20 protein-coding genes are annotated in these 23,461 nt (G+C 42.6%); 12 read left to right on the top strand and 8 right to left on the bottom strand.

The genetic code is table 11. The features are described from left to right. The first annotated feature begins 193 nt into the window (after positions 1 to 193). Positions 194 to 595: a hypothetical protein gene (locus CXF61_RS02665; RefSeq protein ID WP_165597062.1), complete on the top strand. Its 402-nt coding sequence runs from the start codon at positions 194 to 196 to the stop codon at positions 593 to 595. Positions 596 to 692: 97 nt separating this feature from the next. Here CXF61_RS02665 and metG read toward each other — a convergent pair whose 3' ends face one another. Next, positions 693 to 2,792, bottom strand: coding sequence for a methionine--tRNA ligase (metG, locus tag CXF61_RS02660; RefSeq protein ID WP_165597061.1), 2,100 nt, complete (start codon positions 2,790 to 2,792; stop codon positions 693 to 695). Positions 2,793 to 3,151: 359 nt separating this feature from the next. Then, positions 3,152 to 4,567, bottom strand: a complete 1,416-nt coding sequence (locus tag CXF61_RS02655; RefSeq protein ID WP_165597060.1) for a GntP family permease — start codon at positions 4,565 to 4,567, stop codon at positions 3,152 to 3,154. 403 nt (positions 4,568 to 4,970) lie between these two features. On the opposite strand from CXF61_RS02655, the gene CXF61_RS02650 reads away from it, so the two are divergent. The 8 genes from CXF61_RS02650 to dcd all read left to right on the top strand — a co-directional run bounded on the left by CXF61_RS02650 (position 4,971) and on the right by dcd (position 12,792). Next, a complete protein-coding gene (locus CXF61_RS02650) occupies positions 4,971 to 6,311 on the top strand; it encodes a short-chain fatty acid transporter (RefSeq protein ID WP_165597059.1) in 1,341 nt (446 codons plus the stop codon). A gap of 255 nt (positions 6,312 to 6,566) precedes the next feature. After that, positions 6,567 to 7,280 carry a CoA transferase subunit A gene (locus CXF61_RS02645; RefSeq protein ID WP_165597058.1) on the top strand — a complete coding sequence of 238 codons (714 nt, stop codon included), beginning with the start codon at positions 6,567 to 6,569 and terminating at the stop codon, positions 7,278 to 7,280. 141 nt (positions 7,281 to 7,421) lie between these two features. Next, entirely contained in the window at positions 7,422 to 8,051 is a 630-nt protein-coding gene (locus CXF61_RS02640) for a 3-oxoacid CoA-transferase subunit B (RefSeq protein ID WP_165597057.1), read from the top strand. 141 nt (positions 8,052 to 8,192) lie between these two features. Further along, on the top strand, positions 8,193 to 8,993 hold the full coding sequence (locus CXF61_RS02635) for a 3-hydroxybutyrate dehydrogenase (RefSeq protein ID WP_165597056.1): 801 nt from the start codon (positions 8,193 to 8,195) through the stop codon (positions 8,991 to 8,993). Positions 8,994 to 9,189: 196 nt separating this feature from the next. Beyond that, complete coding sequence (gene apbC / locus CXF61_RS02630) at positions 9,190 to 10,413, top strand: iron-sulfur cluster carrier protein ApbC (RefSeq protein WP_165597055.1); 1,224 nt, start codon at positions 9,190 to 9,192, stop codon at positions 10,411 to 10,413. A gap of 64 nt (positions 10,414 to 10,477) precedes the next feature. Next, complete coding sequence (locus tag CXF61_RS02625; RefSeq protein ID WP_165597054.1) at positions 10,478 to 10,915, top strand: hypothetical protein; 438 nt, start codon at positions 10,478 to 10,480, stop codon at positions 10,913 to 10,915. A 12-nt stretch (positions 10,916 to 10,927) separates the two neighbouring features. Further along, the gene (locus tag CXF61_RS02620; protein ID WP_165597053.1) at positions 10,928 to 12,088 is read left to right on the top strand and encodes a DUF2804 domain-containing protein; all 1,161 of its coding nucleotides are present in this window, start codon (positions 10,928 to 10,930) and stop codon (positions 12,086 to 12,088) included. A gap of 128 nt (positions 12,089 to 12,216) precedes the next feature. Next, positions 12,217 to 12,792 (top strand): dCTP deaminase, encoded by a 576-nt coding sequence (dcd, locus tag CXF61_RS02615; RefSeq protein WP_058024138.1) that lies wholly within the window; start codon positions 12,217 to 12,219, stop codon positions 12,790 to 12,792. Positions 12,793 to 12,941: 149 nt separating this feature from the next. Here dcd and CXF61_RS02610 read toward each other — a convergent pair whose 3' ends face one another. From CXF61_RS02610 to CXF61_RS02585, 6 genes are all read right to left on the bottom strand, one after another. Further along, positions 12,942 to 13,379 (bottom strand): ClpXP protease specificity-enhancing factor, encoded by a 438-nt coding sequence (locus CXF61_RS02610; protein ID WP_165597052.1) that lies wholly within the window; start codon positions 13,377 to 13,379, stop codon positions 12,942 to 12,944. 133 nt (positions 13,380 to 13,512) lie between these two features. Further along, positions 13,513 to 14,127 carry a glutathione S-transferase N-terminal domain-containing protein gene (locus CXF61_RS02605; protein ID WP_165597051.1) on the bottom strand — a complete coding sequence of 205 codons (615 nt, stop codon included), beginning with the start codon at positions 14,125 to 14,127 and terminating at the stop codon, positions 13,513 to 13,515. 195 nt (positions 14,128 to 14,322) lie between these two features. Beyond that, positions 14,323 to 15,036 carry a cytochrome c1 gene (locus CXF61_RS02600; RefSeq protein WP_165597050.1) on the bottom strand — a complete coding sequence of 238 codons (714 nt, stop codon included), beginning with the start codon at positions 15,034 to 15,036 and terminating at the stop codon, positions 14,323 to 14,325. Continuing rightward, positions 15,036 to 16,256 (bottom strand): cytochrome b, encoded by a 1,221-nt coding sequence (locus tag CXF61_RS02595; protein WP_370587744.1) that lies wholly within the window; start codon positions 16,254 to 16,256, stop codon positions 15,036 to 15,038. The genes CXF61_RS02600 and CXF61_RS02595 overlap by 1 nt, the downstream gene beginning before the upstream one ends. Positions 16,257 to 16,263: 7 nt before the next feature. Next, complete coding sequence (petA, locus tag CXF61_RS02590; protein WP_165597049.1) at positions 16,264 to 16,848, bottom strand: ubiquinol-cytochrome c reductase iron-sulfur subunit; 585 nt, start codon at positions 16,846 to 16,848, stop codon at positions 16,264 to 16,266. A gap of 521 nt (positions 16,849 to 17,369) precedes the next feature. Beyond that, a complete protein-coding gene (locus tag CXF61_RS02585; RefSeq protein WP_165597048.1) occupies positions 17,370 to 19,313 on the bottom strand; it encodes an ATP-binding cassette domain-containing protein in 1,944 nt (647 codons plus the stop codon). 240 nt (positions 19,314 to 19,553) lie between these two features. Between CXF61_RS02585 and CXF61_RS02580 the strand changes: the two genes are divergently transcribed. The 3 genes from CXF61_RS02580 to CXF61_RS02570 all read left to right on the top strand — a co-directional run bounded on the left by CXF61_RS02580 (position 19,554) and on the right by CXF61_RS02570 (position 22,977). After that, entirely contained in the window at positions 19,554 to 19,811 is a 258-nt protein-coding gene (locus CXF61_RS02580) for a SlyX family protein (protein ID WP_057759309.1), read from the top strand. Positions 19,812 to 20,034: 223 nt separating this feature from the next. Then, a complete protein-coding gene (locus CXF61_RS02575) occupies positions 20,035 to 21,243 on the top strand; it encodes an OmpP1/FadL family transporter (RefSeq protein ID WP_165597047.1) in 1,209 nt (402 codons plus the stop codon). Between the two features lie 384 nt (positions 21,244 to 21,627). Further along, positions 21,628 to 22,977, top strand: a complete 1,350-nt coding sequence (locus tag CXF61_RS02570; protein WP_165597046.1) for an outer membrane protein transport protein — start codon at positions 21,628 to 21,630, stop codon at positions 22,975 to 22,977. The last annotated feature ends 484 nt before the right edge of the window (positions 22,978 to 23,461 follow it).

Here is a 23,461-nt window from a genome sequence, read left to right as displayed (position 1 = left end):
AAAAGGCTTACATCCTAGCAACGCATCTATTACGTACTCACTTCATAATTAACGTAAGCTAATTTTCATACGAGAAACATGATGGGTCTAAGGATAATCCAGTCATTTTGATGACATTGTGCTGACATAGTGGATATGAAACAGACGCTATTATTTATCTAATTTTTCGAATGACCATTTTAAGGATAATATTATGAACACTGCTAATCTTAAATTATTAACCATCGCCAGTATCACTGCTACTTCTTTGATTGGATTGCCTGCTATGGCAAAAGATGGTCATGGAAACGGGCACGGTAATGGACATGGTAATAACAAAGGTAACTCTGCCCATGTCAGTAAAAACTACAAGCATAGCGGCAATGCCCACCCAAGTATTAACGCCTATCGCAATGCTAGCCCAAATGCTTCATTTAAGCGTGATCTTGATAGATACGGTTATAGAGTAGTCGGCAAGATAGATAGAAGGGATTATGACCGTTCTGTCGTTTTAGACCGTTATGATGACCGTTACGTTCGTATTCGTACGCCAGAAAACAACATTGTGACGGTGATTAATGATACGTTGCAGATTATCGATATTTTGAGTAGATAAGTATCAGGTTTGGTTTTCATGAATTTGACAAATCAACCATAAAAAAAGATGCCCTAGTGGCATCTTTTTTTTTATTTTTTAATGTTAAACATAACCGTTATGCCAGCACGTCACCAACAACACAAGCATCCGGCAAGGTAACGACGGTTAAGCCGGTCTTTGGCTCACCAGTTGACAATACCATACCTTCTGATACGCCAAATTTCATCTTGCGTGGAGCAAGGTTGGTCACGCAAATGACTTTCTTATTAATCAATTGCTCAGGCTCATAAAACTTGCGAATACCGCTAAATACGTTACGAGGTTTGTCTTCGCCAACATCTAGCGTGAACTGTAGTAACTTATCAGCACCTTCGACATGGTTACACTCTAAAACGTGTGCGACTTTCATCTCGACTTTGGCAAAGTCTTCGATACCAATATAGTCAGTTTGCTCAGCATCCACATTAGCATCTGTTGCAGGTGTTTTGTCTTTTGCGGCAGGCTTACTATTGTCAGTCGCAGCAGGAGCGTCTGCTTGAGTTAAGGATGCTTTAGAATCTTCTACCATTGCTTCGATATCTTTTTCTTCGATACGCTGCATTAATGGTTTGAACTTATTGATTTTATGACCTAGTAACCACTCATTACGACTGGCAAAACTTAGATCATCAAGGTTCAAAAACTCTTTCGCATTGGTGGTCAATTCAGGTAATACTGGCGCGAGATACACCATCAATTGACGGAAAATATTGATAGCGACCGAGCAGACGTCTTGAACTTCTTGCTCAGTACCCTCCAATTTCGCGAGTGACCATGGTTTTTTGGCATCGATATATTCGTTGGCCTTGTCCGCACATTGCATGATTGAGCGCATAGCACGCGAGAATTCACGATTCTCATAGGCAGCAGCAATCTCATCGCCCGTTTTGGTGATGTCTTCTAACAGCTCTGACTCGACGCAAACTTCTGACAACATGCCGTCGTACTTTTTAACCAAGAATCCTGCACTACGACTGGCGATATTGACGACTTTACCAACCAAGTCAGAGTTGACCTTTTGCATAAAGTCTTCTAAATCTAAGTTGATGTCTTCAACTTTATCAGACAGTTTACTGGCAAAATAATAACGCAGGTATTCAGGATGTAAATGCTCAGCATACGTCTCGGCCTTGATAAAAGTACCGCGTGACTTACTCATTTTTTCGCCATTGACCATCAAGAAACCATGGGCAAAGACGCCTGTTGGCGTGCGCAATTCGCTACCCGCTAGCATTGCTGGCCAAAACAAGGCATGGAAGTAAACGATGTCTTTGCCGATGAAGTGATAAACCTCGGTTTTGTGCTCGTTTTCTTGTGCCCAGTAGCGGTCAAAATCAAGCGCTTGGTCTGTCCCTGCACGCTTATCACATAGGTTTTTAAAGCTTGCCATGTAGCCGACTGGCGCATCTAGCCACACATAAAAGTATTTGTCTGGCTCATCACTTGGGGTGTCTGGAATTTGGAAGCCGAAGTAGGGCGCATCGCGTGAGATATCCCAGCTGGCAAGTCCTGCCTCAAACCATTCTTGAAGTTTGTTGGCGACTGACGTTTGCAAGCGATTCTCACTGCGTGTCCAGTCCTGTAAGAACTGCTCAAACTCTGGCAAATCAAAGAAATAATGCTTGGATGTTTTAAGTACTGGCGTTGCATTAGACAATGTTGAATGCGGATCTTTTAGATCTGTTGCATCGTAAGTGGTGCCACATACTTCGCAGTTATCGCCGTACTGGTCTGGTGAATCACATTCTGGACAAGTACCTTTGACAAAGCGATCGGCTAGAAATAATTGCTTTTCAGGATCAAACAGTTGCTCGACATCTTTTGTGCTGATATGTCCAGCGCCATTAAGACGACGATAAATCAGCTCAGAGAACTGTTTGTTTTCTTCTGAATGAGTGCTGTGGTAGTTATCAAAGTTGATAAGGAACTTTGAAAAATCCGCTTCATGTGAGGCTTTAACTGAGGCAATTTGCTCTTCTGGTGTTACGCCATTGGCCTCTGCTTTGAGCATGATTGCCGTACCGTGTGCATCATCCGCGCAGACATAGGTGACCTGATGGCCTTGCGCTTTCATCGCACGTACCCAAATGTCAGTCTGAATATATTCTACAAGATGCCCCAAATGGATATAGCCATTGGCGTAGGGCAGCGCACTGGTTACTAGAATCTCACGCACAAAATCACCTATATTTTTATATAAACGGGTTAGTTATCGAACATCTCAAGCGGTTCATCGCTCATCGATGCGACATCGTTAATGCTAAAAACTTCTAAAAATAATAAAAATTCAAAAAGTGTGCCTATGATACCGTAAATCAAATAAATTTGTGATATTCCTTGGTAATTACTTCTCATTTGGCAAGCACTAATTAACCACAAACAATAGCCTTGCATTGAATCTGGTCATTATAGATTAGTTATCAATCAGCCATGAAAAAACCCACCAAGCAGTATGCCGAGTGGGTTTTTTATTTATCTATTATTCGTTTAGATACCAGTGGTTAGTCACAATAAATGGCTAAGCGATAATCTACCTTAGAATGAACCAAACATCGTCCCTAAGATAATAACAGCAACCACAGCGACCAATGGAATAACCATCGTAACCATCGCCAAATTTAAATAAGATTGCTTATGGGTCAGACCACAAATCGCTAGCAAGGTGATGACCGCGCCACTGTGCGGAAGCGTATCAAGACCACCTGCCGCCATAACAGCTACGCGGTGCATCAGCTCAGGGTCGATACCCGCATTGACGGCCATTCTTAGATAGTCTTCACCCAATGTAGATAGCGCAATACTTAAGCCGCCAGACGATGAACCTGTGATACCAGCAAGCGTAGTCATCGCGACCGCTTCTGAGATCAGAGGGTTGTCAGGGTTTAAGTTCAGGATGCTATCACGAATGATAAGGAAGCCTGCTAGTGATGCGATAACCGCGCCGTAACCCACTTCTGATGCCGTGTTAAAAATAGGCAACATCGAGTCATAAGTACCACGGTTAATGGTTTTTTGCAGATTATTCCAGTGTCCGATGCGGAGCAGAATTAATACTACACAAGCGACGACCAACGAGATAATAATTGACCATAACCCAAGCGAGCCTGCGACATTCAAGTCTGGGAATTGAGTTTGTAGACTACTGAAATCTATCGATGGGAAAACCATATAGGTCAATATAGCGTTTAAGCCAATAACCAATACGAGTGGAATCATTGCAATGGTAAACGAGGTGTGATGCGTATTTAATGCTTCAGCTTCCTGTGTGTCTGCACCAAGCCCGCCCACATCCTCTTCATCATGCTGACCATAGCCTTCGCCCGCTGCATTGGCTTTTCTGGCGCGTGATTGTAACCACATCCAACCACAAATAAACATAATCGTACCACCGATAATACCCAAAATAGGGGCGGCAAATACGTTGGTGTTGTAGTAAGGAATTGGAATAGCATTCTGAATGGCTGGCGTGCCTGGCAGTGCAGTCATCGTAAACGTAAATGATCCTAGAGCAATCGCTGCTGGAATCAAACGTTTTGGGATATCGGCAGCTCTGAACAAGTCCTTGGCAATAGGATAAATGGCAAAAGCCACCACAAACAGTGATACCCCGCCGTAAGTCAAAATTCCACAGACCAAGATCACCGCGAGAATGGCTTTGCTGGCACCGAGCTTTTCGACGACGGTACTGGCAATCGCGGTTGCCGCACCAGAGTCCGCCATTAAACGCCCAAACAATGCGCCCAATAAGAAAATAGGGAAGAACTTAAGTAAAAACCCACTTAACGCGCCCATAAAAACATCGGTATACGCTGGGATACTGCTTAAAAAATCTCCTGATAAGAATACTGCTAAAGTCGCCATAATCGGTGCTAATATCAGCACAGAATAACCGCGATAAGCAAAAAACATGAGTAATAATAGGGTAATGACAATCGCAAATGTACTAAACATGATAGCCCTCCTTGGCAAAATTAAGACAGCGTGTATGTCGCGCTTATCGATGTAGGTCAATAAAATTAATCAAAATAAGCCTATGTCGTCTGTTTTATCAAACATAAATCTAGACTCATAGACTGCTAACCATTAATATCTCGACAATTTAACTCCCGCACAGCGTTGACTCACATGCGCTGATGGTTATTTTCTAGTCGCTATGAAAATAATATGTTAAGTTAGCATAAGTATTTTATACATGATATATCGATATAATATGTATTATTATAAATAAAAATATAAAGTATAATGTTTGATATGAGCCGCGCTTATCAAATGGAAGGCTATTGACAATAAGCGCTAACCATAAAAACTGGTCATCAATCTCATCACAAACAGCAAATTTACAAGGAATGTGAATATGTTTAGTGCCATCACTAACGTGAGCGTACAGCTGGTCAATCGCTATCTACCATCTCCGTTTGTCTTTTCAATTGTTTTAACCCTCATTGCGTTCGCGGTTGGCTTAGCTATTACTGGTCAAGATATGATTGCGATGGCAGGGCACTGGGGTAATGGACTGTGGTCGTTACATAGCTTTGCGATGCAAATGGCGCTGATTTTGGTCACAGGTTACGCGTTTGCCAGTGCACCCTTTATTCAACGGTTATTGGACAATCTTGCCAGCAGAGTTCATTCTCCTACGACCGCCATTATCGTATCGACCCTAGTTGGGTTGGTCGGCTCATGGATAAACTGGGGCTTTGGTTTAATCATCGGGGCAATCTTTGCAAAGGCACTGGCCAGAAAAGTGGCTAACGTCGATTATCCGCTATTGGTCGCGGCTGCCTATTCAGGATTTGTAATTTGGCATGGTGGTTTTTCAGGTTCGATACCGCTGACACTTAGCTCGGGCGGTGATACGCTACTGACGCTGTCAGGCAATACCATGACCGAAGCAGTACCTTTATCGCAGACGGTATTTGCAGGCTACAACATGCTGCTAGTAGGTTTACTTATCATTATTTTGCCTCTGCTAAATCGCTTTATGCATCCAAAAAACCCTACGGTTATTGATCCTAAGCTGATCAAAGAAGAGGTCTACGTCGCACCTCAGAGAGACACGCCTGCACAAAAGCTAGATGATAGCCGTATTATCGCTGTCATCCTATTGGGCTTAGCACTGATGTACTATATCAGCGAGTTTGGTAGTAACGGTTTTAACCTCGGGCTAAACATCGTCATTGGTCTATTCTTGTTCATAGGCTTGCTATCGCATGGCACGCTAGAGCGTTATTATCGTGCCGTACACTCAGGAATAGGTGGCATTACAGGTATTGTGCTATTGTTCCCGTTCTATGGCGGCATCATGGGCATTATGACGGGATCAAATGCGGATGGTATCTCTATCAGTACGCAAGTGACCGAATTTTTTGTCAATTCCGCTTCCGCAGACAGTTTCCCGATTTTTGCATTTTTAAGTGCAGGTCTGGTCAATGTCTTTGTACCGTCAGGTGGTGGGCAGTTTGCTGTACAGGGTCCTGTTATGATTCCTGCTGGTATTGAGCTAGGTGTTAGTCCAGCTATTACTGCGATGGCAATTGCATGGGGTGACGCATGGACTAATATGATTCAGCCGTTCTGGGCTTTGCCATTATTGGGTATCGCAGGTTTGGATGCGCGCGCTATCATGGGCTACTGCCTGATAGTACTGGCAGTATCGGGTGCTATTATCATGAGCGTGTTTTGGCTATTGGTATAGTCATTCCACTATAAAAATATTACTGCGTTAACCTCGCTTGAAGTATTTAATATACATCTACACTCGGTTGCCTTGTACTATTTTTAAATTGAATTGACTATACAAGGTTATAACGCGCAAAAGAAAAACAAGCATAATGAGTTTTTGCTGTTGAGTTTTATTAAAAGCAACAATCAAACGGATAATTGAGACACTTAATTCAGCATTAGTTTATGCACGGATTAAAAATATACATAACAGTCATAGGAGACAAGTATGAGTCAATCAAAAGTATATAACAGTGCCGAAGAAGCGCTAAAAGGTGTCGTCAGTGACGGGCAAACGCTCGCGATCGGTGGCTTCGGACTATGCGGTATTCCAGAAGCATTAATCGAAGCGCTGCGTGATAGCAAAGTTAAAGAGCTGACTTGTATCAGTAATAACGCTGGTGTCGATGACTTCGGTCTAGGGCTATTGCTACAGACACGCCAAATAAAAAAAATGATTTCATCTTATGTAGGCGAAAACAAAGAGTTTGAGCGCCAGTACTTGGCAGGCGAGTTAGAAGTTGAGTTGACGCCGCAAGGTACATTGGCTGAAAAACTGCGCTCAGCCGGCGCTGGTATTCCTGCATTTTATACTGCAACAGGCGTAGGTACATTAGTTGCTGAAGGTAAAGAAACTCGTGATTTTGATGGCCGTACTTATGTGTTGGAGCATTCCTTACGTGCTGATGTCACCTTAATCAAAGCGCAAAAGGCAGACAAAGCGGGCAACCTAATCTTTAATAAAACCGCTCGTAACTTTAACCCAGATTGTGCGATGGCGGGTAAAATCACAATTGTTGAAGTAGAAGAAATCGTTGAGACAGGTACGTTTGATCCAGATAAAGTGCATCTACCGGGTATTTTTGTGCAACGTATTGTATTGAATGCTAGCCCTGAAAAACGTATCGAAAAGACCACGACTAAAGCTGTAGAAGGCGCGTAAATAAAAACGTGGTCGGAGCTTAATCGTACGTGACATTAATAGTCAATTTTAGATTGATAATAGTTTAGAGAGCCAATTGATTAGATAACTGGCTGTCTCAACGAATAAAAATAGAATATCGCAAAAAATAAGGAAATCAGCATGGCATGGACAAGAGAGCAAATGGCGCAACGCGCTGCAAAAGAGCTACAAGATGGCTACTATGTGAACCTAGGCATCGGTCTCCCAACGTTGGTCGCCAACTATATTCCTGAAGGCGTAGACGTATGGCTACAATCAGAGAATGGCTTGCTAGGTATTGGTGAGTTCCCTACGGCAGAAAACGTAGATGCAGACTTAATTAATGCGGGCAAGCAAACAGTAACAGCAGAAGCTGGTGCTAGCTATTTTAGTAGCTCAGAGTCTTTCTCAATGATTCGTGGTGGTCATGTCAACTTGGCCATATTGGGTGCAATGGAAGTCTCAGAAAAAGGCGATCTTGCCAACTGGATGATTCCCAAAAAGATGGTTAAAGGCATGGGCGGCGCGATGGATTTGGTCGCAGGTGTACAGCGGGTGATTGTATTGATGGAGCAAGTCAATAAGCATGGCGAACCAAAAATTTTGGCAAACTGTGAGCTACCATTAACGGGTAAAGGCGTGGTTGATCGTATCATTACTGAACTTGCCGTATTAGATGTTACTGATAATGGCCTAAAACTGGTTGAATTAGCAGATGGTGTGAGCTTTGACGAGCTACAAGAAAAAACACCAGTAAGTATTATTCAGTAAACTTTGTACAGTAAAGTGACTATCCTAAGATTAATATGTTTTCTCCCGCAAATAAATACGCCACTATGATTATAGTGGCGTATTTGTTCAGTTCAATTTTATAAAAACTAATAATATTTTAGACCATGACAAGGAATATGTATGGCGACCCAACTAGAACAAGATTTGACAGGCAAAGTAGCATTGGTCACTGGCTCTGCAAGTGGTATCGGACGTGACATCGCTGAAACTTATGCAAAAGCAGGCGCAGCGGTTGGTATTGCTGATATCAACCTTGAAGCGGCACAAAAAACCGTTGATGCTATTGAAGCGGTTGGCGGACGTGCTCTCGCGATTGCTATGGATGTTACCTCAGAAGATGCGGTAAACGATGGTGTACAACAGCTAGTTGATACTTTTGGCAGTATTGATATTCTGGTTTCTAATGCTGGTATTCAGATCATCGACCCTATTGATAAAATGGCGTTTAGCGATTGGAAGAAAATGCTTAATATCCACTTAGATGGCGCTTTTTTGACCACTAAAGCAGCGATTAAGCACATGTATAAAGGCGATAAGGGCGGCACAGTTATTTATATGGGCTCTGCGCACTCGCATGAGGCCTCATTATACAAAGCCCCTTACGTGACTGCTAAGCATGGACTACTAGGACTGTGCCGTGTGTTAGCCAAAGAAGGTGCAGCGCATAAGGTACGTTCGCATGTGATTTGCCCAGGATTTGTCAAAACGCCATTGGTAGAAAAACAAATCCCAGAGCAAGCAGCTGAAAAGGGCATCAGTGAAGAGTCGGTTATTAACGATATTATGCTGGTCAATACCGTAGATAAAGAGTTTACGACAGTAGAAGACATTGCCCAATTGGCGCTATTTTTAGCGGCTTTCCCAACCAATGTATTCACTGGACAATCTATCGTTGCCAGTCATGGTTGGTTTATGAATTAATATATATGCCATTTGCATATACCACAGCGTCAGACCTACTGGCGTTGTGGTTTTTTTATGCGTCCAATTCAGCTACACTGTCACGATAGAAGGTTTGGCTAATATACTCATTAACGTTATCGGTTGTAATATGCGCAACGAGACGACTTGAGCGATTTGTCAGATCTACCCACTTGTATAGGCCATAATAGTAGCTATGTTTAACTTTATGAAGAAAAAAACCACAAAAACCGAAACGCCTCAGCAGCAGGCAGAGCGTGATAGTGCCGTCGACAAAGTCCTACTTGGATATGAGATAGGTGCCGTCAGTATTGCCACGATGGTCACAGGACTTGAGCGTGATGGCGAAGCACTTACGTTAGACCTGCGTTTGCCAAAAGATAGCAATCCTGAAGTTATCCAGCAGGAGCTCGGGCAGTTGCTACACCCGCATGGTATTACCACGATTCATATGAATGTGCGTCTGCCTGCGCCAGAAAAGGGTTCAGGTTCAAGCTTACCAAAGCAGATGCCAAAGACAACCAATGCGATGGAATCTCAGCCTTCATCTGGCGCTAATAACAATGCTAATAGCACTAACGCTGAGCCACCGATTACGAAAGCGGCACCTACTCAAGCTTCATTGGCCGCCCATCCTCGTATTCGTCATATTATTGTGGTGGCATCGGGTAAGGGCGGTGTGGGTAAGTCAACGACGACGGTCAACATCGCACTAGCACTACAGAAGCTTGGTAATCGCGTTGGGGTGCTAGATGCAGATATCTATGGTCCTAGTATGCCAACGATGCTAGGCGTTGCTGATGTGAAGCCGCAACTAGAAAACGAGCAATTCGTGCCAGTTGATGCACATGGTATGGCAATGCTCTCTATCGGTAGCTTACTTGATGGAGATAATACGCCGGTTGCATGGCGTGGACCAAAAGCCACGGGTGCATTAATGCAGCTATATAACCAAACCAACTGGCCGCAGCTAGACTATCTAGTAATTGATATGCCGCCAGGTACGGGTGATATACAGCTGACATTGGCGCAGCGTATCCCTGTCACGGGTGCTGTCATTGTCACGACACCGCAGCATGTTGCATTGCTCGATGCGCAAAAAGGCGTTGAGATGTTTAACAAGACTAATATTCCTGTGCTTGGCGTGGTTGAAAACATGGCGCTACACACTTGTAGCAACTGTAACCACACCGAAGCGATCTTTGGTACGGGTGGCGGTGAATTTATCGCTGAGCAGTATCAGGTACCGCTATTGGGTCAGCTACCACTTGCCAGTGGCATTCGTGCACAAGTTGATAAAGGCGTACCAAGCGTCTTAGCTGATGATGAGTTTGCGACCTATTATTTGAGCATTGCCAAAAATATCGAAACCAACATCAATAAATTTGCAAAGCCTGTCGATGATAAGCGGATTTTTTGATAATGGAGAAGTAGCCTAAGCTAGCGACTTTTAAAGTGAATGTATTGTCTAAAAAGAGGATATTTTGAACTTATCTATTTATCAAAGCCATTTAGACAATACTCCCAAGCAGTATAGAGTCTTACGATTATTTCGCCCGCCGATATACATCATTGAACTCTCAAACAATCAGTTGATTGCCGTTTGCTACTATAAAGATGGTAGTAGCAAACGCTATCAGATTAATGCTGACTTTAGCAATCGCCGAATGGTAATTGCCGATTTTAACAAATTCACAAAAGCTCTCGCTGAGCTGTTAAAAAAGTTTCCAAGACACTTTTTATGGGTGAGTGCGCTTGCATCAATCAATGTTACAGAAACACTAGCAGATGGATTAACCAATATTGAAGTTAAGGTGATAACTGAAGCATTTTTTGTGGGTGCTGTACAGGCAAAAAGAAGAATTTCACTTAGCACCGTAAGCTATCAAGGAAAGATAGTACCTTTAGGAAAATTTGGCTAGGATGCCGATATCATGAATAAAAGCCACGACAAACCGTATACTGCCGCCAACTTAAAACTAGCAAATCTCGAATATCTTATCCAAAATGGTCAGCCTGTTTTTGGTGTTTTCTCCCAAGTCAAAAGTATCAACTACTTAGACTATTATAGTCATCTCATTTCAAAAAAATCCCTACCTAACTGGCGTAAAGAATTAAAAGCCAACCAATTCTGCTTCATTCAGATACTCCAGCCCCCGTATAGAGTGTGCCTCGCGCTCGCAACGATTAAGCTTGCGACTAGTGCTTTCGTTTACATTTATAATGAGGATACTCAGCAGCTGGAAGTCTGTGAGGCGCTACAGCCTTTGACGCATCATACGCACTTAGATGGTGATGGTTATCAAGGGCAGATGGCATTTACACATAAAAAGCTCAGTGTCACCTTGGATTTCAGTCCTGCTCAGATGACTATTGCGCTCGACAGTCAGTATGTTGCAATCACGGCAGCGTTAGGACGCAGCGCACAGCCGTTAGCCATATGTACGCCGACTGGTAGGCGTGGCTGGACGTTTACGCAAAAAGAGCCGTTGACCGCACTATCTGGGCATTTACTTATTAAAGCCAAGTCAAAGTTTCATACTGATGCTCCTGATGCTCAACCTCAAAAAATAACTTTCACCGATGCTACTATTGCCAATCTAGATTGGACGCTCGGCTATATGCGTTATGAGACCAATTGGTTTTGGAGCTGTATCACTAGCTATTTGTCAGATGGTCGTCACTTTTTGCTCAATCTGTCTATGGGTGTCAACGAGACCGGAGCTAGTGAAAATGCTTGCTGGCTTGACGGGCAGATATTCTATTTACCACCCGTTATGTTTGCTCGTGAGGGTTCAAGTATTCGATCAAATCAGCCAGACAGTCTTGAGCCAAGCATAGAAAGTGTAGAAACTGACGCTAGCATATCAAAGCCATGGCGTATCTATCATCAAAATCTTGGTTGGAGCAATGTCGATATTGATTTGAGCTTTACACCGATTACCGTCTATAAAAAGACTGATAATTTTGGTGTGATAGCCAGTATCTTTGAGCAATGGATAGGTTTTTATAGTGGTGAAATTCGAATAAGAGATGAAGTTATTAGGCTTGATAATGTCATGGGGCTCGCAGAAGATCATTTTGCCAAATGGTAGCTTCTAAGACATAACATGGGAATAAATGAGATTAATGGCTGTATTCAGTTTTAAGTAGCCGCTCCTCTATAAATTCAGCCACCAATTCCGTATAATCGTCGCTATTAAATATTTGCTAAGGAACAACAATGTCTATTAAGTCTGACCGCTGGATTCGTAAAATGGCTGAAGAGCACGGCATGATTGAACCGTACGAGCCAGGTCAAGTGCGTTTTAATGATGCAGGTGAGCGTTTGGTTAGCTACGGCACCTCAAGCTATGGTTATGATGTGCGCTGTGCTCCTGAATTTAAAGTTTTTACCAACGTACATTCAGTAGTCGTTGATCCTAAAAACTTCGATGATAAAAGCTTTATCGATATCGTTGGTGATGAGTGTATCATTCCACCGAACTCGTTTGCTTTAGCCCGTACTATGGAGTATTTCCGTATTCCGCGTGATGTATTGACTATTTGCCTAGGTAAGTCGACTTACGCGCGCTGCGGTATTATCGTCAACGTAACGCCGCTTGAGCCTGAGTGGGAAGGGCACGTCACTTTAGAGTTTAGTAATACGACCAATTTGCCAGCCCGTATCTATGCTGGCGAAGGTGTTGCGCAAATGCTGTTTTTCCAAAGTGATGCTGATGATGTCTGTGAGACCAGTTATAAAGATCGTGGTGGCAAATACCAAGGTCAACGCGGTGTGACACTGCCAAGAACCTAATCAGTAAGTGCTGGGAAAGAGCTTATAAGTTATCTAAAGCTGATAAGCCCTTAGACAGAAAACAAAAAAAGCTAGCCATATTTAATATGGCTAGCTTTTTTATTGTGTTAAATAGAACAGGTCTACGGTTCTATTTACTTCCAGAATTTTTATTTTAAGACCTTTAAACCCGCTTTATTATCGCGCTTTGGTTTAGGCGCTTTAGCAGGGCTATTGTTAGACATTGGTGCTGAGTCGTCTTCTGGCTGATAGTTGTCATACTCTTTTGGATCAAAGAACATTCCTTGTGAGTTCTCTTTAGCATAGATACCCATTACAGCAGTAAGCGGTACCCAAATCTCTTGTGAGACGCCACCAAAACGCGCGCTGAAATGTATGTACTCATTTTCCATGCTCATATTACCAGTAGCACGACTAGCAATATTAAGTACAATACGACCGTCTTGCACATGCTCTGTCGGTATCTGTACGTTATCGGCAGTAGCATCGACCATCAGATAAGGTGTCAAGGCGTTATCTTCTATCCATTCATATAGCGCCCGCACCATGTAAGGACGAGTTGGGGTAATAGAGGTAGTTTCGCTCATCTAATGATTTCCTATACTAGTAATTTTTAATAATTGAAAAATATCTCGTTCAGCAATTTATCAGATAACAAATGCTAATTAACGTCTGTCTTATTTATACTTTATTTTAGGACAGCTTTTGATACTTGTCTAATCAACGCACACTTTTTTGGAAGCTACTGCGCTCAAACACTCTCGTTTGGTATTCAAACAATGGACGGCTAATAGCACGTGGCAACTCGATACCCATCTCGTCTAATCGCCATAATAGTGGTGCTAACAACACGTCACACCAACCAAACTCATCAGCCATAAAATAAGGTTTGTGAGCGAACAGCGGTGACAGAGTAATCAACGAATCACTGAGCTGTTTTTTGGCAATGGTAGCTTGTGCTTTATTAAAGCTATCTGGATGCGTCAACAAGCGTTTACCAAGTACTAACCAATCACGCTGAATGCGCCAAGCCAGTTGGCGAAACTGTGCACGCTCTTGCGGTGTCTCAGGGAGCAGTTTGTTCGTATGATAGCGTTCCTCAAGATATTCAAAAATAACGTTAATCTCATAAAGCGCAATCTCACGCTGCTGTAATACAGGCAAGGTATGATAGGGGTTTAGCTCAGTCAAATCTTCAGGGCGCTCAGAATGTAAGCGAGACAAATAGTAAGCGAGCTTTTTTTCTTCAAGTAATAGGCGTACCACATGACTGTCGTAGCCGTCATCAGCATACAAAATTAGCTGACTACTTGGAATGTCATTCGCATCAATCATGAAAGCCTAATGTTAATAGTGAAGGTTGTCATCGTAAACAAACTCGCAACGTTTATCAAGGTAGTGTACGTAAACATTAGCGCTGAGCGACTTATTTTCCGGCTTATCTGGTATTTACACTTTATATCAAGGCACAAAAAAGCACTACCGAAGTAGTGCCTTTTCTAATTCTAAGAACGGTCTGTTAACTATGACTTATTTAACATCTTTCCAGAATTCTTTATTCAATAAGTAAACTGGGATGAGCAGTACTAATAAGAATAGAATTACAAAGAAACCAATTACTTGACGGTCGTGGCGAGCAGGTTCGCCCATCCACGCCATAAAGTTAACCAAGTCACCAACTTCAGATTCAAATTCTTCTTGGCTCAACTCTTCTTGCATATTATGCAATACGTGAGGCATCGCTGCATTGGCCAGTACTAAGTTGTTTGCACCCCAAGGGCGGCTTGGATCTTCATAGAACGACAGTAGGTAAGTATATACCCAGTCGTCGCCACGCAGACGTGTCTCAAGTGATAGATCAGGAGGCGCTGCGCCAAACCAAGACGCTTGAATCTCAGGATCTATCTCAGCAGTAATGTGGTCACCGATTTGATCGGTAGTAACCATCAAATACTTTTCAACCAACTCAGGCGGTATCTCTAAATCTTTGGCAATGCGTGAGTGACGAACGTACTTGGCTGAGTGACACCCAGCACAGTAGTTCATAAAGATCTTCGCGCCGTTTTGTAGTGAGCCCTTATTGGTAAAATCAATAGGAGCTGTACTACAAGCCAGGTGTTCATCAACGCCATCTGCATTGGTAAATGTACCGCAGCCACTGCCTGAAGCCATTGCCGTACCAGCAGTCAACGTCAATGCCGCGCCTAAGCCTAGACCAGCTAGGGATTTAATTAGCGTGCTCATTAGTGACCTCCGGTAACGCGTTCTGGTGGCTGTTTACACTTCTCAATGGCAGTGTAGAACGGCATCAGTAAGAAGAACAAGAAATATAGAATCGTGAATACACGAGCCATGATAGTTGCCGTTGGGGTAGCAGGCGTCGCACCTAAGTAGCCCAATACAACAAAGCTAATAGCAAATACAGTAAGCGCGATTTTAGACAAGATACCTTTGTAACGTATAGAGCGCACAGGAGACCTATCAAGCCATGGGATCAAGAACAGTACGGCAATCGCACCACCCATCGCAATCACGCCACCAAGCTTGTCAGGAACCGCACGTAAAATAGCGTAGAACGGCGTGTAGTACCATACTGGTGCAATATGTGCTGGTGTTTTCAGTGAGTTCGCTGTCTCAAAGTTTGGTGGTTCAAGGAAGAAACCGCCGCCTTCTGGGAAGAAGAATACCACTGCAAAGAAGCAGATAAAGAACACAACAATACCAACCATGTCATGCACAGTGTAGTACGGATGGAATTCGATACCGTCTAATGGCACACCATTTTTATCTTTTAGCTTTTTGATGTCGATGCCATCAGGGTTGTTCGAGCCCACATGATGCAATGCTACAATATGCATGAATACTAAGCCTACCAGTACTAATGGAATAGCAACAACGTGTAGAGCAAAGAAACGGTTTAGGGTAATACCAGAGATGATATAGTCACCACGTACCCATTCAGCAAGGCCATCACCAATAACAGGTAGTGCTGCAGGTAAGTTCAAGATAACCTGTGCACCCCAGAATGACATGTTGCCCCAAGGTAGTAGGTATCCAAAGAAACCCTCTGCCATAAGTGCTAGGTAGATACCCATACCGATGAGCCAGATAAGCTCACGAGGTTTTTGGTATGAACCGTATAGCAAAGCTCTAAACATATGCAGGTATACAACGACGAAAAACGCAGATGCGCCGGTTGAGTGCATATAGCGAATGAGCCAACCACCTTTTACGTCACGCATGATGTATTCAACAGACGCAAATGCCCCTTCGGCACTTGGGTTGTACATCATCGTAAGCCATATACCAGTCACCAATTGGTTGACCAGTACAATCATTGATAGCACGCCAAAGAAGTACCAAAAGTTAAAGTTCTTTGGTGCGTAGTACTTTGACATATGGTATTCATAGGTTTCGGTCGCTGGAAAACGCGCGTCCACCCAATGCATTAACTTTTTACCCATACTCATATTAAGCCTCCCCAACCGTCAAGATGGTACCATCCATACCATATTCTGGAACGGGTAAATTAAGTGGTGCAGGGACGCCGCTATACACGCGACCTGCTAAGTCATATTTTGACCCGTGACACGGACAGAAAAATCCGCCGTACCAATCATTACCACCTAAATCCACCGCGCCCACATCAGGACGGTAGTTTGGTGCACAGCCCAAATGTGTGCAAACGCCTTCGACAACCAATACGGTTGGATCTAAAGAGCGAGTAGGATTTTTGCAATATTCAGGTTGTAGAGACGCATCAGACTCAGGATCAGATAATAGAGGTCTAACTGACTCTAGTCCTGCAACCATGTCTTCGGTGCGCTTAACCACATAAATAGGTTTACCACGGTATTTGACGACGATCATTTGTCCATCTTCGATAGAACCAATATCTTGGGTCACTGCAGCCCCTGCAGCCTCAGCTTTAGCGCTTGGGTACCAAGAACGGACAAAAGGTGTCGCCACGGCAGCTACCCCAGCTGCACCAATCGCGGCAGTTGAGGCAATAAGAACTCTACGGCGTTGTACATTAACGCCTTCGGCTTGGCTCATTAATACTTCCTCCAGGTGAATGAAATGGGATTATCCCACACTGGGTTTGTGGCTTAGAAAATATACAATATCAAGCCACTTTAGCTGTGCCTAATTTTGCTAATTGTTGCTATTCTAAGCTATTTCGGTGATAAAATAAATTATTGCGTTAAAAATAAAGCAACCTCAATAGGACATATTAGAAGGTTGAATATGACAATCAAACTAAAACAGTTGGATTATCAACGTTTAACGCTAACTTTGCTTTAACAAGGATTATGATGTGATGACCTTATAAATAATAAGGATTTTCAGCAATAGCGAATGATACTTGAAATTAAGGTAATGTTCACTAACTTTCACCATCTAACTACTTTGTAAGTTGCTGTAAAACAAATATCACCACTCTATATAATAAAGTGGTGATGTCTTTATAATAATTAATAATGTTTTGTCAGACTATCAGAAACTTACTTATCGAAATACGCAATGCAAAGTACATATGCGATATTCTAATAAATGTGGCTAGAGAGTTGCCAATACTAGCCTTCAAGCTCGCTCCAGCGTTCAAGCTTGTGCATCATCTCATCTTCGATGGTTAAGAGACGCTCACTAGCAGCTGTCGCCGCATCAAAGTCAGTATTGAACCAAGAGCCATCGGCCAGCTTTTCTTGCAGTTGAGCCTGTTCGGCTTCGAGTGCAGCGATTTCTTTTGGTAAGTTATCTAGTTCACGTTGATCATTATAGTTCAGCTTTTTGGCTACTTTTTTAGGCTTGGTATCTGCGCCAGACTTGTTTGTCGCTTTATTGCTTGCTGCATTATTGGCAGGCGCTTTGGCAGCACGGGATGCTTCTTCGCGGTTCTTTTGTACAAGGTACTCTTGATAACCACCTACATACTCACTGACCACTCCTTTGCCATCTTCATCTTCGCCAAACACCCACGTAGAGGTAACGACGTTGTCCATGAATGAACGATCATGACTGATTAGCAAAATCGTACCACCAAAGCTGGCGACTGATTCCTCTAATAGCTCAAGTGTTGCCATATCCAAATCGTTGGTAGGCTCATCGAGTACCAAAATATTGGCAGGTTTTAATAACTGTTTGGCCAGTAGTACTCGGTTACGCTCACCACCAGACAGTGCTTTGACAGGTGTACGTGCACGCTCTGGGGCAAATAAGAAATCTTGCAAGTAGCTCATGATGTGCGTCTTACGACCACCAACTTCGACAAAGTCAGAGCCTTCCGAAACGTTTTGTGCAACGCTCGCTTCAAGGTCCAATTGATCACGCAGCTGATCGAAAAATGCGATTTTCAGATTAGTACCTAATTCGACGCTACCAGACTTGGTAACTTCGTCATCAGACATATCGAGTAGGGCTTTAATAAGCGTAGTTTTACCCGCACCGTTAGGGCCGACAATACCAATCTTATCTCCACGCATAATAGTGGTCGTAAAATCATCTACTAGTACGTTGCCGTCATATTCAAGATGTAAGTTTTTGACTTTACAGACAAGCTTACCGCTTTTCTCGCCTTGACCCATGGTGATGTTTACATTGCCCACTTGCTCGCGGCGATCGCTACGCTCTTCACGTAAGGCTTTTAGTTCACGGACACGGCCTTCGTTACGGGTACGACGGGCTTTAATACCTTGGCGAATCCAAACTTCTTCTTGTGCCAGTTTTTTATCAAAGTTGGCATTGTTCTTTTCTTCAGCCTGTAACTGTAGCTCTTTTAGCTCTTGATAGCGCGCGTAGCCACCTTCGCCTTGTGTCACGTCATAGCTGGTCAATTGGCCTCGGTCAAGCTCAATAATGCGAGTCGAGAGTTTATTCACAAATGCTCTATCATGAGTCACGAACAACAACGTCAGGCCTTGCCAATCAAGTAAAAAGCGCTCTAACCATTCGATACTTTCAACATCTAAATGGTTGGTTGGCTCATCTAGTAGTAGTACATCAGGCTTGGTAACTAGCGCACGAGCAAGTAACACGCGGCGCTTACGACCACCAGATAGAGATGATAAGTCGTCTTCTGGATTAAGGCCCATGGTCGTAATTAGACGCATGGCATCGCGTTCTAAGTCCCAACCATGTACCGCATCGATATCATGCTGTAGGGTCGCCATATGCTCACAGGCATCCATATCGCCATTCGCGCACATATCGACTTGTTTATTATAGTTAATGAGCAAATCAGCCGTGCGACGACTGCCGCCCATAACGATGTCTAATATGCGACCGCTAGTCTCAGGAACATCTTGCTCTAGCATCGCTACACGCATGCTACTGTTGGTAATAATCTCGCCACTGTCAGGCTGCAATGAGCCATTGATCAGTTTAAACAAAGTAGATTTACCTTCGCCGTTGCGGCCAATCAAGCACACACGCTCGCCTGTATTGATAGAAAAATCAATACCATCAAGAACAGGCGCGACGCCAAAGGCTAAGTGAATGTCTTTTAAATGAATCAGTGCCATAGAGTATCTTAAGCTTATATAATAGTGAGGTAGGGGTTGTTGCAAAATTGCCTGCAGTATAACATGCCACCGCATCACTGTAGTGCGAGTAAATAGTTTTATCAGTACTATTTATTGCTTTTACTAATGGATGCTATTTAACGACTATTATTATAGATTTATCTCTAATCTACAGCACTCTTCAAACTCCTCAGTGATCCATCCTTTCAATTTAATACTTACTATGATCTAGAGAAAAATATGAACCAACCTAAAATTACAGATGATACTTCTGATATTCAAAATGATTTGCAAGCCCAAGTAATCGATTTGCAAATGAGCCTCGCGCACCTTGAAGTTACCGTCGAACGACTGGATGACGTAATCACGCGACAAGACAGAGATATTCATACGCTGCAACGTCAACTACAGCTGATTTATAAACAGATTGAGGGTCAAGATACGGAAAGTGGCATTGCACCATTCGATGTAATGGCAGACAGACCGCCACATTATTGATAAGTAAGATTTGGAAAGAAAATCTTTTAATAACGGAAAATATATACGTATTTTTATATATAGATACTGTTTAATGACTATGTGGTCATAACATGGGAATAATGTGTTTTTGTAGTTGTTTTAGTGTTAAAAATTCTTTACTATCTCCCACCTCGGATGCTGATTACCTATTAATTAATACTTGGTAAAACAGTAAAACAATGCGGATGTTTGGAGATATAAAATGCGCCACACCTTTCATTTAAAAACTCTTGCAGTAGCTGTTGCTACTCTTTCTGTTGCTAGCGTCGCTAGTGCTGCTGGCCTTGATCGCTCAGGCCAAGATATAACCGCATTCCTACAAGACGGCACTTATGCAGAAGCTGTCTACACTTATATCGATGCTGATGTAACTGGTACAGAAAAAGTAAATACTGAAAAGAAGATTGGCGATATCGCAGAGTCTTATGATTTTTTCCGCTATGGTGTAAAAGCAGATATCAACGAAACCTTTAGCGTTGGCGTCTTATATGATGAGCCTTTCGGTGCAGCAGCTGATTATAGTGGTGACAATAACTTTGTAGATGCAAACGGTGAAGGTACTAACGTAGAAGTAAGAACTGAAAGTATTACGGGTATCATAGGTGCAAAATTCGGTGAAAATAAGAACTTCCAAGTATATGGTGGCCCCGTTGCTCAACGCGTCCAAGCTGATGTAAAACTACGTGGACAAGCTTATTCTATAGCAGATGGTTATAGTACACATATCAATGCTGACCAAGATTATGGCTGGTTAGCTGGTGTTGCTTATAGTAAGCCTGAAATTGCATTAAAAGCGGCGTTAACGTATCGTTCTGAGATTGAACATAATGCTCAAGCTTCTGAAAGTTATCCAAATGCTGCTATTTTTAGTCTTCCAACAAATAGTGTTGATAGTATTGAGATTACTACACCTAAGTCAGTAAACTTTGACTTCCAAACTGGTATTAATGCTACAACTTTAGCGACTGCTAAAGTACGCTGGGTACCATGGAGCGATTTTGCTATTACTCCATCGTCATATAATGGTGTTAGCCAAGCACTAGCAGCTTCACCTTTTGGTGCTGGCATTCCTGCTGAAGGTTTGGATTTAGTCAGCTATGACGATGATCAGTGGCAAGTAGAGCTAGGTCTTGCTAAGCGCCTAGCGCCAGCACTAGCAGTAAGTGGAACTGTTGGTTGGGATAGTGGTGCTGGTAACCCTGTTACCTCACTTGGGCCTACAGAAGGTTACTACAGTGCAGGCTTAGGCGCTAAATATAACGTTACTGAAAACTGGGCAATCTCAGCTGGTGGTAAATACTTATGGCTTGGTGATGCTGAAGGACAGATTCCAAGTAAAACAGTTGTGAGTGATTTTGAGAGCAATGATGGTTTTGTACTTGGTGTAAAAATTTCTTACCAAGCTCAGTAATTCATAGCTTAGCTATATAGCAAAATTTTTAAAATATTATTGATAAAAAAGCGATCCTTAAAAGGGTCGCTTTTTTTATAAGCAATTTTATAGTTGGTATCATAGTGAACCAGTTTTATCTTGAAAAAAAATCGTCTCGTGAACAAATATTTTTTTAGAGAGTTCACATTAAAAAGTAGAAGTAAACAACATTGTTAGATTTATATCTTATTTGTACTGTTCAGTCATAATTGAGAAATAAAGCACTTTAATTGTTGTTTTAGTGTCAAAAAGGCATTAGTATTCAACTTAGGACACGACTTTAGTAATATCAATATTAAGTACATCAATGCCATATATTGATTATTAGAGTAGTAATACAACAAGGACCGTTGGAGATACACAATGCGCACTACCTTTCACTTGAAAACTCTTGCAGTAGCGATCGCTACTCTGTCTGTCGCTAGCATGGCTAATGCTGCTGGTCTTGATCGTTCAGGTCAGGATGTTACCGCCTTTTTCCAAGACGGTACTTACGCTGAAGCGGTCTATACTTATATTGACGCTGATGTAAGCGGCTACGATAGTGCGAATGTTAACCCTGGCCAAAATGACTATGAGCGTGGCAATAAAACAGGCGACATTGCTGAATCTTATGATTTTTTCCGCTATGGCGTGAAGACTGATATCAACGACACATTCAGTGTGGGTGTGCTATATGATGAGCCTTTTGGTGCTGCTGCTGAATATACGCAAAGCAATTTTGTGGCAAGCAATAATCCTCAAGCTTCAGGAGGCGCATTGGTAGCTGATGGTGTAGCTCCGCAGACCGCAGGTGCCATAGCGTTAGCTGAATCAACAGCTGCAGGCGAAAATACCAATGTGGAAGTCCGTAGCCAAAGCTTGACCGGTATTCTTGGAATGAAATTCGGTGCGAATAAAAACTTCCAAATTTATGGTGGTCCAGTTGCACAGCGCATTCAATCTGAAACCAAACTGCGTGGTTTAGCTTATGGCCCTGCTAGTGGTTATACCTCAACCAGTAACCCTGATATGGATTATGGTTATATTGCAGGTTTCTCTTTTAGTAAGCCTGAAATCGCTTTGAAAGCGGCGTTGACTTATCGCTCTGAGATCGATCATGATATAGAAATATCTGAAACTTATCCGATAGCAGCTATTTCAGCTATTGCAGGACAAGGCGGAGACCCTAGTACTGTTCCTGTACCACAGATATTAGCGGCATCAACTCAAGTTAACAACTACAAGATTACCACCCCTAAATCAGTCAACTTTGATTTCCAAACAGGTATCAATCCGACTACTTTAGCAACGGCAAAAGTCCGTTGGGTACCATGGAGCGATTTTGCCATCACACCACCACTGTATAATGAAGTAAGCACTAACGCAGCACGTCCTGATGGTTTGAACTTGGTTGAGTACGATGATGACCAATGGCAAGTAGAGCTTGGTCTGGCCAAGCGTGTCGCACCAGCACTGGCGATCAGCGGTACTGTTGGTTGGGATAGTGGTGCCGGTGATCCGACAACATCTTTAGGTCCTGTTGACGGTTACTATAGTGTTGGTCTTGGGGCTAAGTATAACGTGACTGAAAACTGGGCAGTGTCAGCTGGCGGTAAATACTTGTGGTTTGGTGACGCTCAAGGCGCCCTACCGACTGACAAAATCGTTGCTGATTTTGAAGACAATGATGGTTTTATTGCTGGTGTAAAGATTTCTTATCAAGCAAGATAATCTCTTGGTATAACTGTCAAAGAATAAAAAGCGACCTATGATAGGTCGCTTTTTTATGGGATTATTAATAAGTATTTGATTGTTAATATTTAGCTGCAGGTAGAACAGCAAAGATTATTTGCATAGTACTGATTTATACGATATCACTGCATCCTACTTATTTAATTTAGCCTCGTATCTATGTATAGAAAATATTCTACAATTTAAGGGCCAATACTTACTAGTACTTTATCGAATGAGCTGTCAATAACGTAGCACACTTAAGATACACAACGAGAAGAACTAAAAAAGTAATCAAATTTGATATTAATAAAAGATAGTATTGTTGATAAAGGCCTACCGTTCAAGGGTGGTTAGCAGTTGGACTGCCAAATAGGCTAGGATAATCTGGCTTAGTATGTCCAGCACAGAGCTGCTAGATAATAATATCTCTGTCCATACTCCAGTCTCACTTACCATAAGTTCTCTTGGTTTGACACTGTAG

Source organism: Psychrobacter sp. 4Dc, assembly GCF_002836715.1.
GTDB lineage: Bacteria > Pseudomonadota > Gammaproteobacteria > Pseudomonadales > Moraxellaceae > Psychrobacter.
The sequence above is the reverse complement of the archived record's forward strand: the minus strand, read 5'-3'. Positions and strand labels throughout refer to the sequence as shown.